This is a genomic window from Planomonospora antibiotica (assembly GCF_014647955.1).
GTDB classification, from domain to species: Bacteria; Actinomycetota; Actinomycetes; order Streptosporangiales; family Streptosporangiaceae; genus Planomonospora; species Planomonospora parontospora.
Genome location: NZ_BMQE01000001.1, coordinates 263,096 through 275,525, shown reverse-complemented (window position 1 = coordinate 275,525; position 12,430 = coordinate 263,096). Strand labels below are relative to the sequence as shown.

General features: G+C 73.7%; 10 protein-coding genes. 5 read left to right on the top strand and 5 right to left on the bottom strand.

The features are described 5' to 3' along the window. Positions 1-2: 2 nt before the first annotated feature. The 4 genes from IEZ06_RS01240 (at position 3) to IEZ06_RS01225 (ending at position 5,589) form a co-directional block, all read left to right on the top strand. Positions 3-2,144: a sensor histidine kinase gene (locus tag IEZ06_RS01240; protein WP_229797693.1), complete on the top strand. Its 2,142-nt coding sequence runs from the start codon at positions 3-5 to the stop codon at positions 2,142-2,144. Positions 2,145-2,480: 336 nt separating this feature from the next. Further along, complete coding sequence (locus IEZ06_RS01235) at positions 2,481-2,756, top strand: hypothetical protein (protein WP_068894317.1); 276 nt, start codon at positions 2,481-2,483, stop codon at positions 2,754-2,756. A gap of 191 nt (positions 2,757-2,947) precedes the next feature. Continuing rightward, positions 2,948-4,732: an NAD+ synthase gene (locus IEZ06_RS01230; protein WP_189234769.1), complete on the top strand. Its 1,785-nt coding sequence runs from the start codon at positions 2,948-2,950 to the stop codon at positions 4,730-4,732. A gap of 224 nt (positions 4,733-4,956) precedes the next feature. Next, entirely contained in the window at positions 4,957-5,589 is a 633-nt protein-coding gene (locus IEZ06_RS01225; protein WP_189234768.1) for a Uma2 family endonuclease, read from the top strand. A gap of 79 nt (positions 5,590-5,668) precedes the next feature. Here the strand turns inward: IEZ06_RS01225 and IEZ06_RS01220 are convergent, their stop codons facing one another. The 3 genes from IEZ06_RS01220 to IEZ06_RS01210 all read right to left on the bottom strand — a co-directional run bounded on the left by IEZ06_RS01220 (position 5,669) and on the right by IEZ06_RS01210 (position 9,173). Next, positions 5,669-6,286 (bottom strand): TetR/AcrR family transcriptional regulator, encoded by a 618-nt coding sequence (locus tag IEZ06_RS01220; protein WP_189234767.1) that lies wholly within the window; start codon positions 6,284-6,286, stop codon positions 5,669-5,671. A 7-nt stretch (positions 6,287-6,293) separates the two neighbouring features. Continuing rightward, positions 6,294-7,853: an MFS transporter gene (locus tag IEZ06_RS01215; RefSeq protein ID WP_189234766.1), complete on the bottom strand. Its 1,560-nt coding sequence runs from the start codon at positions 7,851-7,853 to the stop codon at positions 6,294-6,296. Between the two features lie 117 nt (positions 7,854-7,970). Further along, positions 7,971-9,173 (bottom strand): MFS transporter, encoded by a 1,203-nt coding sequence (locus IEZ06_RS01210; protein ID WP_229797692.1) that lies wholly within the window; start codon positions 9,171-9,173, stop codon positions 7,971-7,973. A gap of 167 nt (positions 9,174-9,340) precedes the next feature. Here IEZ06_RS01210 and panB point away from each other — a divergent pair, with 167 nt between their 5' ends. Next, entirely contained in the window at positions 9,341-10,201 is an 861-nt protein-coding gene (gene panB, locus IEZ06_RS01205; RefSeq protein ID WP_189234764.1) for a 3-methyl-2-oxobutanoate hydroxymethyltransferase, read from the top strand. A gap of 199 nt (positions 10,202-10,400) precedes the next feature. Here panB and IEZ06_RS01200 read toward each other — a convergent pair whose 3' ends face one another. Then, on the bottom strand, positions 10,401-11,321 hold the full coding sequence (locus tag IEZ06_RS01200) for a threonine/serine dehydratase (RefSeq protein ID WP_189234763.1): 921 nt from the start codon (positions 11,319-11,321) through the stop codon (positions 10,401-10,403). Positions 11,322-11,356: 35 nt separating this feature from the next. Next, complete coding sequence (locus IEZ06_RS01195) at positions 11,357-12,364, bottom strand: DUF2278 family protein (protein ID WP_189234762.1); 1,008 nt, start codon at positions 12,362-12,364, stop codon at positions 11,357-11,359. Between the last annotated feature and the right edge of the window lie 66 nt (positions 12,365-12,430).

The window sequence follows — 12,430 nt, the reverse complement described above, 5'->3', positions numbered from 1 at the left end:
CCGTGTACGTAGAGGCGGGGGGCACCCCGGGCACGGGGGCGCGCGACGGCGTCGTGACCGGTGCCAGGAGCGTGCCGCGCCGCGTCGTGACCGGTGCCGGGGGCGTGCCGCGCCGCGTCGTGGACGCCGTCAGCCTCGACGTCCCGCGCCGGAGCCCGCTGACCGCGCTGCTGGCCTCGCCGCGGCGGCTCGCCCCCGTCGTGGTCGCCGTACTGGCCGTGGCGCTCACCGTCACCGGATCCGCCGCGCGCCTGCGCCTGCCGCCCGAGTGGTCCCTCGACGTGCCCGCCTCCCCCGATCACGCGGCGGGGCTGATCTTCCCCGTGGTGGGCGCGTTCCTGCTGGCGCACGGCGTCCGCCCGATCACGGGCTGGCTGATGTGCGCCGGCGGCCTGGGCTGCGCGGTCCACGTCTTCGCCGACGCGGCCACGCTCTCCGCCGCCTCCGCCGGGGACCTCTCCGCCGCCGGCTACCTGCGCTGGTTCAGCGTCGCGGGCTGGGGCGCCGGCGGCATGCTGCTCGCCGTCATCCTCCCGCTGCACTCCCCCGACGGCCGCCTGCCGTCGCCGCGCTGGCGGCCGGTCGCGGCGCTGGGCGTCGCCGTGCTGGTCGCGCAGGCCACCGTGCAGATCCTCCGCCCGACGCCCCGCCCGGAGGCCTACCCCTACCCGCAGGTGATCCCCAACCCGCTCGCGGTGGAGGCGCTGGCCCCCTACTACCGGCCGGCGCTGTCGGTCCTCAGCACCCTGGTCTCGGCGCTCGTGGTCACGGCCGTGCTCTCCCTGGTCCTGCGCCTGCGCCGGGCCGATCCCGTCGTCCGCCGGCAGATCGCCTGGCCGCTGTCGGCCTTCGCGGTCTACAGCGTCTGCCTGATCGCCGGACCGGACTGGTGGCTGGCCGCCACGATCTGGACCGGCCTGATCCCGGTGGCCATCGCCTTCTCCGTGCTGCGCTACCGCCTGTACGGCATCGACACCGTGATCAGCCGGGCCTTCGTGGCCGCCGGGCTGGTCGCCGCGGTCAGCGTCGTCTACTTCGGCGCGGGCGCCCTCGCCGGGATGGCCCTGTCGGACTACGACCGGGTCGGCGGCCTGGTCGCCGCACTGTTCGCGGGCGCCTTCTTCCACCCGCTCCGCCACCTGCTCCGGCGCCTGGTCGACCGGCTCATGTACGGCACGCACGGCGACCCGGCGGTCCTGGCCGCCCGGCTGGCCCGGGAGGTCGGGGAGGCCGAGCCCGCGGGCGCGCTGGCGGCCGTCGCCGCCGTGATCCGCGACGGGCTCTGCGTCACCGGCGTCACGATCGAGGTGCGCGGCCCGGGCTCCCGGCAGGTGACGCTCGGCCTGCCGGGACCCGCGCCGCGCGCGGTGCCGCTGGTCTGGCACGGAGAGCCGGTCGGCCGCCTGCTGATCGGCTCACCGGGGCCGCGCAGGTTCGCCGCGGCCCACAACGAGCGGCTGATCGCCGCGGTGACGCCGTACGTGGCCGACGTGGCGCACGCCGTACGGATGACCGCCGACCTGCAGCGCTCCCGCGAGCGCATCCTGACCGCCCGGGAGGAGGAGCGCCGCCGCCTCCGCCGGGACCTGCACGACGGGTTGGGCCACGCGCTGACCGACATGGCGATGTCGATCAACATGGCCAGGATCAGCCTGCGCGCCGCCCCGGCCTCCGCCGACCGGCTCCTGCTCGACCTGCGCAGCGGGATGGACTCGGTCAGCCAGGAGATCAGGGAGCTGGTGTACGGCCTGCGCCCGCCGACCCTGGACGAGCTCGGGCTGGCCGGCGCCGTACGGGCTCTGGCGTCCGAAGGGGAGCCGCCGGTGACGGTGGAGACCTCGGGCGATCTGTCCGACCTGCCCGCGGCGGTGGAGGTGGCGGCCTACCGGATCGCCCAGGAGGCGCTGACCAACGTGCGCAAGCACGCCCGGGCGCGCACCGCGACGGTCTGCCTGCGGCACGAGGGCCCCTCGCTCACGGTCCGGATCACCGACGACGGACGCGGCCTGCCCGAGGCCTCCCGGTCGGGGATCGGGCTGGTCTCGATGCGCGAGCGCGCCACCGAGCTCGGCGGGAGCTGTGTGATCGTCGGCGCCCCCGGCGGCGGCACGGCCGTGGAGGCCGTCCTCCCCCTGCCCCGCTGACCGCCGGACGTCCGGCCGGGCGGCCCGGCCCGGCCGCCCTTCCCGCTCAGCTGACCGCCGGGCGGCGGGCCCGGCCCGGCCGTCCTTCCCCGCCCGGCTCCTCCCCGCCGGGAGAAGACGCGCCGGGCGTCTCGCAAGGGTTGATCAATATGTTTATCGATCATGTCCATCAGTAGTTAGATCGTTACACTTCGTGTTTTCGGCCGGAGGCGGCCAGGGAAGCACAGCTGGCGTACGGCGGTTCCCGGCCCGTCCGGGGCCGTCGCACAGGGCCCTTTCGGGTGCTCCATCCCATGCGCCGGCGGAGGCCGGCGGAACAGAGAGGAAACATCCACCATGACCATGACGAAGTTGCGGCGTGCCCTGGTGATCGCGGGAGCCGCCTCGGCCCTGGGACTGGCCTTCCAGACCGCCGCCCTGGCCGGCGGCGGCACGAGCTTCGAGCAGAACTCCAGCAGCGCCGGCAAGTTCGGCGCCTTCAACAGCAGCGTCCTGTCCGGCACCGGCGGAGGCCACGGCGGTCACGGCAGCGGCGTCTTCTTCAAGCAGTCCTACAGCCAGGCCGGTCCCGGCGGCGCCAGCAGCAACTCCACCACCAGCGCCGCCAACTGAGCCCTGACCGGCTCTGACCGGCTCCTCCCCGGCGGCTCCGCCGGGGACCTCCGGACCGCCCGCGCCCGCGCCCGCGGTCCGGAGCGGTGGCGGTTCCCCGCCGGCGAGCACCCCTCACCGGCGGGGAGTCCTGCGGGGATCCACGGGACCGGCCTTCGCCGCCCGGGAACGCCCGGCAATAGGGTGGCAGCGTGGCCCAACTCCGAATCGCACTTGCCCAGACCAACCCCGCGGTCGGCGACCTGACCGCCAACGCCGACAAGCTCGTCGAGTGGACCCGCCGCGCCGCCGACCGCGGCGCGCACCTGGCGGTCTTCACCGAGATGTTCCTCACCGGCTACCCGGTCGAGGACCTGGTGCTGCGGAACTCGTTCGTGGAGGCGTCCATCGCGGCGGTCGGGGCCGCGGCCCGGCGGCTGGCCGAGGAGGGGCTCGGCGAGATCCCCGTGGTCGTCGGCTACGTCGACCGCGCCGACCGCGCCCCGCGCGTGGGGCAGCCCAAGGGCGCCCCGCTGGACGCGGCGGCGCTGCTGTACCGGGGACAGGTGGTCGCCAGGACCGCCAAGCACCACCTGCCGAACTACGGCGTCTTCGACGAATACCGCTACTTCGTACGCGGCGACCGGTTGCCGATCTTCCGGCTGCACGGCGTCGACGTGGCGATCGCGGTCTGCGAGGACCTCTGGCAGGACGGCGGCCCGGTCGCGGTGGCGGCCGAGGCCGGAGCCGGGCTGCTGGTGGTGCCGAACGCCTCGCCGTACGAGCGGGAGAAGGACGACGTGCGGCTGGAGCTCGTCTCCCGGCGGGCGCGGGAGGCCGGGTGCGCGCTCGCCTACGCCAACCAGGTCGGCGGGCAGGACGAGCTGGTCTTCGACGGCGACTCGATCGTCGTGGCCGCCTCGGGCGAGCTGGTCGCGCGGGCCGCGCGGTTCACCGAGGAGCTGCTGGTGGCCGACCTGGACCTGCCCGAGGCCACGTACGGCGGGCTCGGCTCCTTCGAGGTGGACGCCGGGGACGGGACCGTCATCACGGTGGAGCGGCTGGAGCTGTCGGCCCGCCCGCTGGAGCCGTACGACCCGGAGCCCCCTTCGGTCGCCGGGCACCTGGACGACACCGCCGAGGTCTACTGCGCGCTGGTGCTGGCCGTGCGCGACTACGTCGCCAAGAACGGCTTCCGGTCGGTCATCCTCGGGCTGTCCGGCGGCATCGACTCGGCGCTGACGGCCACCATCGCCTCCGACGCGATCGGCCCCGACCGGGTCCACACGGTGATGATGCCCTCGCGCTACTCCTCCGACCACTCCCTCGGTGACGCCCAGGAGCTCGTCGACCGGCAGGGGGTCAACGCCCGGATCGTGCCGATCGGCGCCATGGTGGAGGCCTTCGAGAAGGAGCTCTCACTGACCGGCCTGTCGGAGGAGAACCTCCAGGCCCGGGTGCGCGGCATGATCCTGATGGGCCTGTCCAACGAGCACGGCCACCTGGTCCTGACCACCGGCAACAAGAGCGAGCTGGCCACCGGCTACTCGACGCTCTACGGCGACTCCGCGGGCGGCTTCGCCCCCATCAAGGACGTGCTCAAGACCCTGGTGTGGGAGCTGGCCCGCTGGCGCAACGCCCAGGCGGGCGCCGAGAGCGAGTTCCTGCACGGCTTCGCAGTCCCGCCGATCCCGGAGAACTCCATCACCAAGGAGCCCAGCGCCGAGCTCCGCCCCGGCCAGCGCGACACCGACTCCCTGCCGGAGTACGACGTGCTGGACCGGCTCCTGGACGACTACGTCGAGAAGGACATGGGCTCGGCCTCCCTGGTCGCCGCCGGGCACGACCCCGACCTGGTCGCCCGGGTCATCCGCCTCGTCGACCTGGCCGAGTACAAGCGCCGCCAGTATCCCCCGGGCCCGAAGATCACCCCGAAGAACTTCGGCCGCGACCGCCGCCTGCCCATCACCAACCGCTGGCGCGAGACCGCCCCCTGACGCACTGTCTCCGGTTCTCCCGGAGACCGGTCCCTGCCCGGGCGACGACGGAGCCGCACCCGGGCCGGACCGGAGCCCTCCCTTTCATCGCTTTCCGTGTTCGTCAGGCAAACTCACGGTGACGTCGGTAATCTCCCGCTGACGATCTCGACGTGACCGCTCCGCTCCTGGCACCGCGTCAGGGGCGGTGCCAGACTGGCGGCATGGAAAGCGAGGAACGGCGCATGAGCGCACTGCCCGACGAGGGGTGGCCGGAGGCGGATCCGCGGGAGCACCGCCGCTCGCTGATCCTGCTTCCCCGGCATTCCGGGCCCTACACCGTCGAGGACTGGCTGGCGCTCCCCGAGACCAGGGAGCGCATCGAGCTCATCGACGGGAGTTTCGTAGTGAGTCCTGCCCCCGCCTACGATCACGCGCTCTGCGCCCAGCGGCTCGTGCGCATCCTCCTCGACGCCGCCCCGAACGACGTCGAGGTGGTGGAGGCGGCGAACGTCCAGGTCCGCGAGGAGGGGTTCATCCCCGACATCGTGGTCGGACCGGCGGAGCCCATGATCGCCGGTGAGGTCCGGCTCGACTCCGGCGACCTGCTGATGGCCGTCGAGATCGTCAGCCCCGGCAACCGGAAACGCGACTACCTGGTCAAGCCCTCCTCCTACGCCGCCGCCGGCGTCCCGGTGTTCATGCGGGTGGAGCTGCACGGCGAGGAGGGCGCGATGCCGCTGGTCGAGGTGTTCACCGCCAAGGAGGGCGAGTACGTCAAGGTCGCGGCGGCGCGGGCCGGGCAGACGCTCTCCCTGACCGAGCCGTACGAGATCGTCTTCGACCCTGCCGCCCTGGTCGGACCGCGCCGCCGCTGACCGGCCGTCCTGGCCGGACCGCGCCGCCGGCCGGCCTCGGTCCTCACCCGACCGCGTCGCCGACGGGCCGTACGGGCGCTCAGCGGGGCGCCAGACCGGCCATGAGGTGGTCGACCAGGCGCTCGACGAGGTCCTCGGGGTGCTCCCCGCCCTCGCCGGACCCGGCCGACTTGACGTACCACATCATGCTGCCGACCACCGTCGCCATCGCGACCGGGAGGTCGAGGTCGGGCCGGAGCTCGCCCGTCTCGATCCCCCGGCGCAGCAGCGCCCTCAGCGCCTCCTGGCGGGGCCTGATCACCGCCTGGCGGATCCGCTCCACCAGCTGGGGGTGGCGGTCGGCCTCGTTCATCGCGATGTTCATCACGCACCGGCTCCGCACGTCGTACGCCTCGCGCCCGATGACCTCCAGGTAGGCGGCGAGGTCCGCGCGGACGGTCCGGCCCTCCAGCGGAGGGATCGGCGCCTTGAGCGTGGCCAGCGCGTCGACGACCAGGTCCTCCTTGCTGGACCAGCGCCGGTAGATCGTGGTCTTGCCGACGCCCGCGCGGGCGGCGACGGCCTCGATGGAGAGCTCGGAGAGGCTGACGCTCTCACTGATCAGGTCGAGGGCCGCCTCGATGATCGCCTTCTCCGCCTTGGCGCTGCGGGGACGGCCCGCGGGGCGGGCGGGCCGGGTCTCGTCCGTGGTCGTCATAGCGGGCCTACACTACCGCTGCTTCCTTGCCGTGCTCCCTGTCCGGTTCCGCGGCGGGGGCGTTCCCGCCGGGCAGCCACTTCAGCACCACCAGTGCTCCGGCCAGGGCGATCCCGGCCGAGACCAGGGCGGTGAGGTGCATGCCGTCCAGGAAGGCCCGGAAGGCGGGCCCCATCAGCGCGGCGCCGCCCTCGCCGAGCCCCTGGGCGACGGCGAGGGTGCCGGTCAGCGACTCGCCCGCGACGTGCCGGGCGTCCTCCGGCAGACCGGCCAGGGCCGGGGTGATCCCGTCGCGGTAGGCGGCCGAGAGCAGCGAGCCGAGCAGCGCGACGCCGAGCGCGCCGGCGATCTGGCGGACGGTGTTGCTCATGGCCGAGCCGACGCCGGCCTTCTCGCGGGGCAGCGCCTCCATGATGGCGGTGGTCGCCGGGGGCATGATGTTGGCCATCGCCGCGCCCTGGACGAAGAAGACGACCTCGATGAAGAGGATCGGGGTGTGCTGGTCCATCAGCGCGTAGGCGGCCAGCGCGGCGGCCACGACGACCATGCTGACGGTCGCGGTCGGCTTGGCGCCGAAGCGCCCGGCCATCCGCTGGCTGAGCGGGGCGAAGATGAGCTGCGCCGCGGCGAACGGGATCATCAGGGCCCCGGCCTGCAGCGCGCTGAAGCCCAGCACGATCTGCAGGTAGAAGACCAGGAAGAACATCGCGCCCATCATCGCGAAGAACACGATGCCGACCATGGCGATCGCGGTGGAGAAGCGCGGGTCGCGGAAGTAGGTGACGTCGAAGGCCGGGTGGTCGATGCGGCGCTCGTACCAGACGAAGGCGGCCAGGACGGCCAGGCCCAGGATCGTCGGCACGAGGACCTCGGCGCTGGCGACCGTGGCGAGCTCGCCGCCGCGGATGATGCCGTAGGTGACGGCGACGAGGCCCACGATGGACAGCAGCACGCCGACCGGGTCGAGCCGGGACGGCCGGGGGTCGCGCGACTCGGGCACGACCAGCCCGATGAGCACCATGCTGATCAGCACGATCGGCAGGTTGATCAGGAAGACCGAGCCCCACCAGAAGTGCTCGATGAGCAGCCCTCCGGTGATGGGGCCGATCGCCACGGCCAGGCCGACGCCGCCGGCCCAGACGCCGATCGCCTTGCCGCGCTCGGCCGGCGGGAAGACGTTGGAGATGATCGCCAGCGTGGCGGGCATGATCGCGGCGCCGCCGACGCCCATGAAGGCTCGGGCGACGATCAGCTGCATCGGGTCCTGGGCGTAGGCGCTGGCCAGCGAGGCCAGGCCGAACAGGACCATGCCGATCATCAGCATGCGTTTGCGGCCGGTCCGGTCGCCGATCACCCCGAAGGTGAACAGCAGTCCGGCGAAGACGAGGGTGTAGGAGTTGATCGCCCACTCGAGCTCGCTCTGGGTGGCGCCCAGCCCTTCCACCGGGTCGGCGATCGTCTTCAGCGCGACGTTGAGGATGGTGTTGTCGAGCACGACCGCGAGAAGGCTGAAGACCAGCACTCCCAGGATCTGCCAACGTCTCGGATGACCGAGCTTCTGGTCCACGGGAACCCCTGTTTCGATACGCTCTAGTTTCGCAACGAGAGCGTATCGCTATCAATTTCGATACGCAACAGCACCGTTTCGTATTAACTCCCCGTTCGCCTCCCCGTCCGGCCGGGGTCAGGCGGTCGTCTTCGCGGCGACCGGTCCGGGCTTCCCCGCCGGAGTGCGCGGCCCTGCGCGGAACGGCAGGGCGACCAGCACCATCACCACGCTCACCAGACCCGCGGCCGCGAAGGCCCAGCCCGGGCCGGGGCCGTCGATGACCGCGCCGGCGATCGGCGCGGAGACCGCCCCGCCCAGCAGGAGCGCCGTCCCGTGCAGGCCCATCGCCTCACCCCGGGCCCCGGCGGGCACCATCCGGCTGACCGCCTCGACCGTGGAGGAGATGCCGGGCGCGCAGAGCACCCCGGCCGGGACGAGCGCGGCGACCACCCAGCGCCAGTCGTCCCCCACCAGGCCCACCGGGATGGTGAGCAGGCCCATGGCGCCGATCAGCAGCAGCGGGGAGAAGCCCCGGGGCAGCCCGCCGTAGACGAGGCCGCCCAGCAGCGAGTAGAGGCACCAGATCCCGATCGCCAGTCCCGTCCAGGCCGTGTCGCCCGCCCGGTCCATCGTCGCGACCAGCGACAGCTCGGTGGCGGTCAGCACGAAGGTGGCCGCCGAGGCGGTGCCGAGCAGGGTGACCAGGCCCGGGGTGAGCCAGCGGCGCCGGGAGACCTTCTCCGCCGGGGCCGCCAGTTCCTCGGCGGAGCGGACCGGCGGGTTCAGCAGGACCAGCGCCGCGCCGGAGCCGACGAGGCCGACCGCTATGGCGCACATCGTCCACACGCCGCCGAGCGCGGTCATCCCGGCCACTCCGAGCGCGGGCCCGGCCATGTAGGACAGCTCCACCAGGATCGAGTCCGCGGAGAAGCCGATCCTGCGCTGCTCCTCGGGGACCATGGCCGCCAGGCACTGCCGGATCACGCTGAACACCGGCAGCGCCAGCAGGCCGGCCAGCGCGGAGGCGACGACCAGCACCGGGAACGGCATGGCCCACGCCGTGCTCCAGAAGAGCGCCTGGGCCGCGGTGGTCGCCAGCAGGACGGGGCGCAGGCCGTAGGAGTCGACGAACCGCCCGGCCAGCGGCGAGCCCACGGCCATGCCCACCGTGCAGGCAGCGGTCACCGCGCCCGCCCACGTGTAGCCGAGATCGAGCTCCTCGGCCACGTGCAGGACGAGGGTGATGTTCACCGCGGTGGACGGGATGCGCGCGAGCAGGCCCACGAGCAGCAGCGTCCGCACCCCGGGCAGGGCCAGCAGACGACGGTAAGGTTCCATGGCCATTTTTATTGCTTACCTCCGCCTGCATTGTGCCGCACCCGGCCGGCACCCCCGCCACCGGATTACCGGCGAGTCAAGGGGTGTTTAACCCATCGGACGCATGTCATCATCGGAATCGTCCGGGGACGCCACAGGGGCGCCTCGAGACTCTCAGGAGGCTTTCCGTGTCCTCTTCCGTGCCCTCTTCCGCCGCCGTCCCGCAGACCACCGCCCTGTACGGCGGGCAGTCCGGGCGAAGGATCACCGTGCGCGACATCGCCGCCGCCAAGGAGCGCGGCGAGAAGTGGCCGATGGTCACCGCGTACGACGCGATGACCGCCCGGGTCTTCGACGAGGCCGGCATCCCGGTGCTGCTCGTCGGCGACTCGGCCGCCATGGTCGTCTACGGCCACGACTCGACGCTGCCCGTCTCCGTCGACGACCTGATGCCGCTGACCGCGGCCGTGGTGCGCGGCTCCTCCCGGGCGCTGGTCGTCGCCGACCTGCCGTTCGGCTCCTACCAGGCCTCCACCCAGCAGGCGCTGGAGACGGCCGTGCGGTTCATGAAGGAGGCGGGTGCCCACGCGGTCAAGCTGGAGGGCGGGCGCCGGGTCCTCCCCCAGGTCGAGGCCCTGGTCGCGGCCGGCATCCCGGTCATGGCCCACCTCGGCCTGACCCCGCAGTCGGTCAACGCCTTCGGCGGCTACCGGGTGCAGGGCCGCGGCCAGTCCGGCGACGAGCTCATGGCCGACGCCAAGGACCTGGCGGCGGCCGGGGCCTTCTCCGTCGTCCTGGAGTGCGTCCCCGCCGACCTGGCCGAGCGGGTCACCGCCTCCCTGCCGATCCCCACGATCGGCATCGGCGCCGGTCCGGCCACCGACGCCCAGGTCCTCGTCTGGCAGGACCTGATGGGCCTCACCGCCCGCCCGGCCAAGTTCGTCAAGAAGTACTTCAACCTGGCCGAGGAGATGGACCACGCGGTCCGCGCCTTCGCCGACGAGGTGACCAGCGGGGCCTTCCCCACCGCCGAGCACAGCTACCGCTGATCCCCTGCCATCCGGCCGCCCGCCGTACCCCACGCCCGTCAGGCCGGTACGGCGGGCGGCCTCGGTCCGCGCCGGGCACCGGATGCCCGGCGTCCGGGCCGGTACGGCGGGCGGCAGCGGTCCGTGTCAGGCGTCAGGCCCAGGCTCTGGCTCTGGCTCAGGCTCGGGCTCGGGCTCTGGCTCGGGCTCGGGCTCGGGCTCAGGCGAGTGTGGCGGGGTCGGTGTTGGCGCCGCAGACGATGACGGCCACCCGCTCCCCGGGGGCCGGCGTGTAGGCGCCGCAGCGCAGGGCGGCCAGGGCCGCGGCCCCGGCGTGCTCGGCGGCGATCCGGCAGGACCGCCACAGCTCGTGGCGGGCCTCGACGATGGCCTCGTCGGGCACCAGGACGCTCTCCACCCCGGCGGCGCTGGTGACGTCGTAGGCGATCCGGCCGATCAGGCTGGCGCCGAGCGCGTCGGCGCCCACCCCGCTCACCTCCACCCGGACCGGCCCTCCGGCGGCCAGGGCTCGGTTCAGGGTGGGGATCCGCTCGGGCTCCACCGCCACCACCCGGGCCCGCCCGCCGAGCGCGGCCGTCACCCCGGCGACCAGCCCGCCGCCGCCGACGGCGACGAGCACGGTGTCGACCCCCCCGCTCTGCTCCAGCACCTCCAGCCCGACCGTGCCCTGCCCGGCGACCACGTCGGGCTGGTCGTAGGCGTGGATCTCCAGCGCTCCGGTCTCCGCGGCCCGCTTGACGGACGCCTCGTAGGCCTCGGCGTAGATCGCGCCGGTCTGGGTCACCTCCGCCCCCAGCGCCCGCAGCCCGGCGACCTTCACCGGGCTCGACACCGTCGGGACGAAGATCTCGGCGCGCAGCCCGAGCGCCCGCGCCACGTGCGCCACCGCCAGGCCGTGGTTGCCGCCGCTGGCCGCGATCAGCCCCGCCTCGGGCAGGTCTCCCGCCTCCCGCGCCGCCAGGGCGCGGTTGAAGCCGCCCCTGGCCTTGAACGACCCGGAGTGCTGCACGGTCTCCAGCTTCAGCAGCAGCCCCGGCTCCGCCTCCAGCAGCGGGGTGCGGCGGGCATGCCCCGCGATGCGCGCCGCCGCCCGCTCCACGTCCTCGATCGACACGCTCATCCGCGGCACCCCTCGTCCATCTCCCGGCTCACGTCTCAGAAGGTCAGCGTCCAGCCCTCGCGCCGGCCCTGCGCCGAAGTGTAGGAGACGCCGTGGACCTTGAGTCCGGCCGCGTCCAGCAGGGTGATCGTGCCGCCGCCGTCGCCCAGCGCGAACGGCTCCCCGACCGGCACGGCGAGGACCGCGCCGGGGGCCAGCGCCCCCGCCGGGAGCGGGAGGGCGTTCCCCCGCCGGTCGGTGAGCCGCCAGCCGGCGAGGTCCACCGGGGCGGGCGAGGCGTTCAGCAGGGTGACGGTCTCGCCTCCCGGCCCGGTTCCGGCGGGGTTGACCAGCGCGGCCAGGATCCGGACGGGCGCCTCGCCCGGGCCGGGCCGGACCGGGACCTCCTCCAGTGCGTGCCCGGTGACGTCGTCGGTGCGCCAGGACTGGGACTGGAAGGCCAGGAAGATCGCCACCCACCGGGACTCGCCGGGGAAGGACAGCAGCAGCCCGCCGTCCTGCCAGACGCCGTCGTCGCCGCGGAAGCGCCGCGAGTTGCCCTGGTTCATGTGGATGTCGTGCACGCCGTTGCCGGGCAGGAAGCCGAAGACCTTGTCCCGGGTGCGGGGTTCGGGGCCCCACCGCTCGCCGAAGGCGTAGACGATCGCGGCGGGGTCGGCGGCGGCCCGCTCGACGTAGTGGTCGAACTTGTCGGCCAGGTCGTTGTCCACCCCCGGCACGTCGGGCGGGAGCGCGCGCATCGCGGCCGGGTCGAACAGGTTGCCCCGGACGAAGTCCAGCGCGGCCCCGCCGGGGGCGGACGCCAGGGCGGTCCAGCCCCCGGCGGTCCGCGGCAGCAGCGCGGTCAGCGGGTGCCGGAAGTCCTCGTCGGCGTGGTAGAGCAGCTCGGAGGGGGCCTGCTGGGACAGGACGTTGACCGCGATCCGGTAGGAGGCCCCCGCGTCGTCGGTCAGATGGAGCTGGTAGTGGGGGGTGTCGGTGGACCCCTCCCGCCGCCGCTCGACCGCCCGGCCGGCCAGGACCCCGTAGCTCTTCAGCGGCATGGCGCCACCCCCGCAGGACGCTCACGGAAGGGCGGCCCGGGAAGCGGGCCGCCCGCCCCGATGCTA

Bases quoted from the DNA above. Each gene is read 5' to 3' on its own strand.
- IEZ06_RS01200 (WP_189234763.1), bottom strand. From the start codon at position 11,321: ATGAGCGTGTCGATCGAGGACGTGGAGCGGGCGGCGGCGCGCATCGCG.
- IEZ06_RS01210 (WP_229797692.1), bottom strand. From the start codon at position 9,173: ATGGAACCTTACCGTCGTCTGCTGGCCCTGCCCGGGGTGCGGACGCTG.
- IEZ06_RS01195 (WP_189234762.1), bottom strand. From the start codon at position 12,364: ATGCCGCTGAAGAGCTACGGGGTCCTGGCCGGCCGGGCGGTCGAGCGG.
- IEZ06_RS01225 (WP_189234768.1), top strand. From the start codon at position 4,957: ATGAGCGCACTGCCCGACGAGGGGTGGCCGGAGGCGGATCCGCGGGAG.
- IEZ06_RS01235 (WP_068894317.1), top strand. From the start codon at position 2,481: ATGACCATGACGAAGTTGCGGCGTGCCCTGGTGATCGCGGGAGCCGCC.
- IEZ06_RS01220 (WP_189234767.1), bottom strand. From the start codon at position 6,286: ATGACGACCACGGACGAGACCCGGCCCGCCCGCCCCGCGGGCCGTCCC.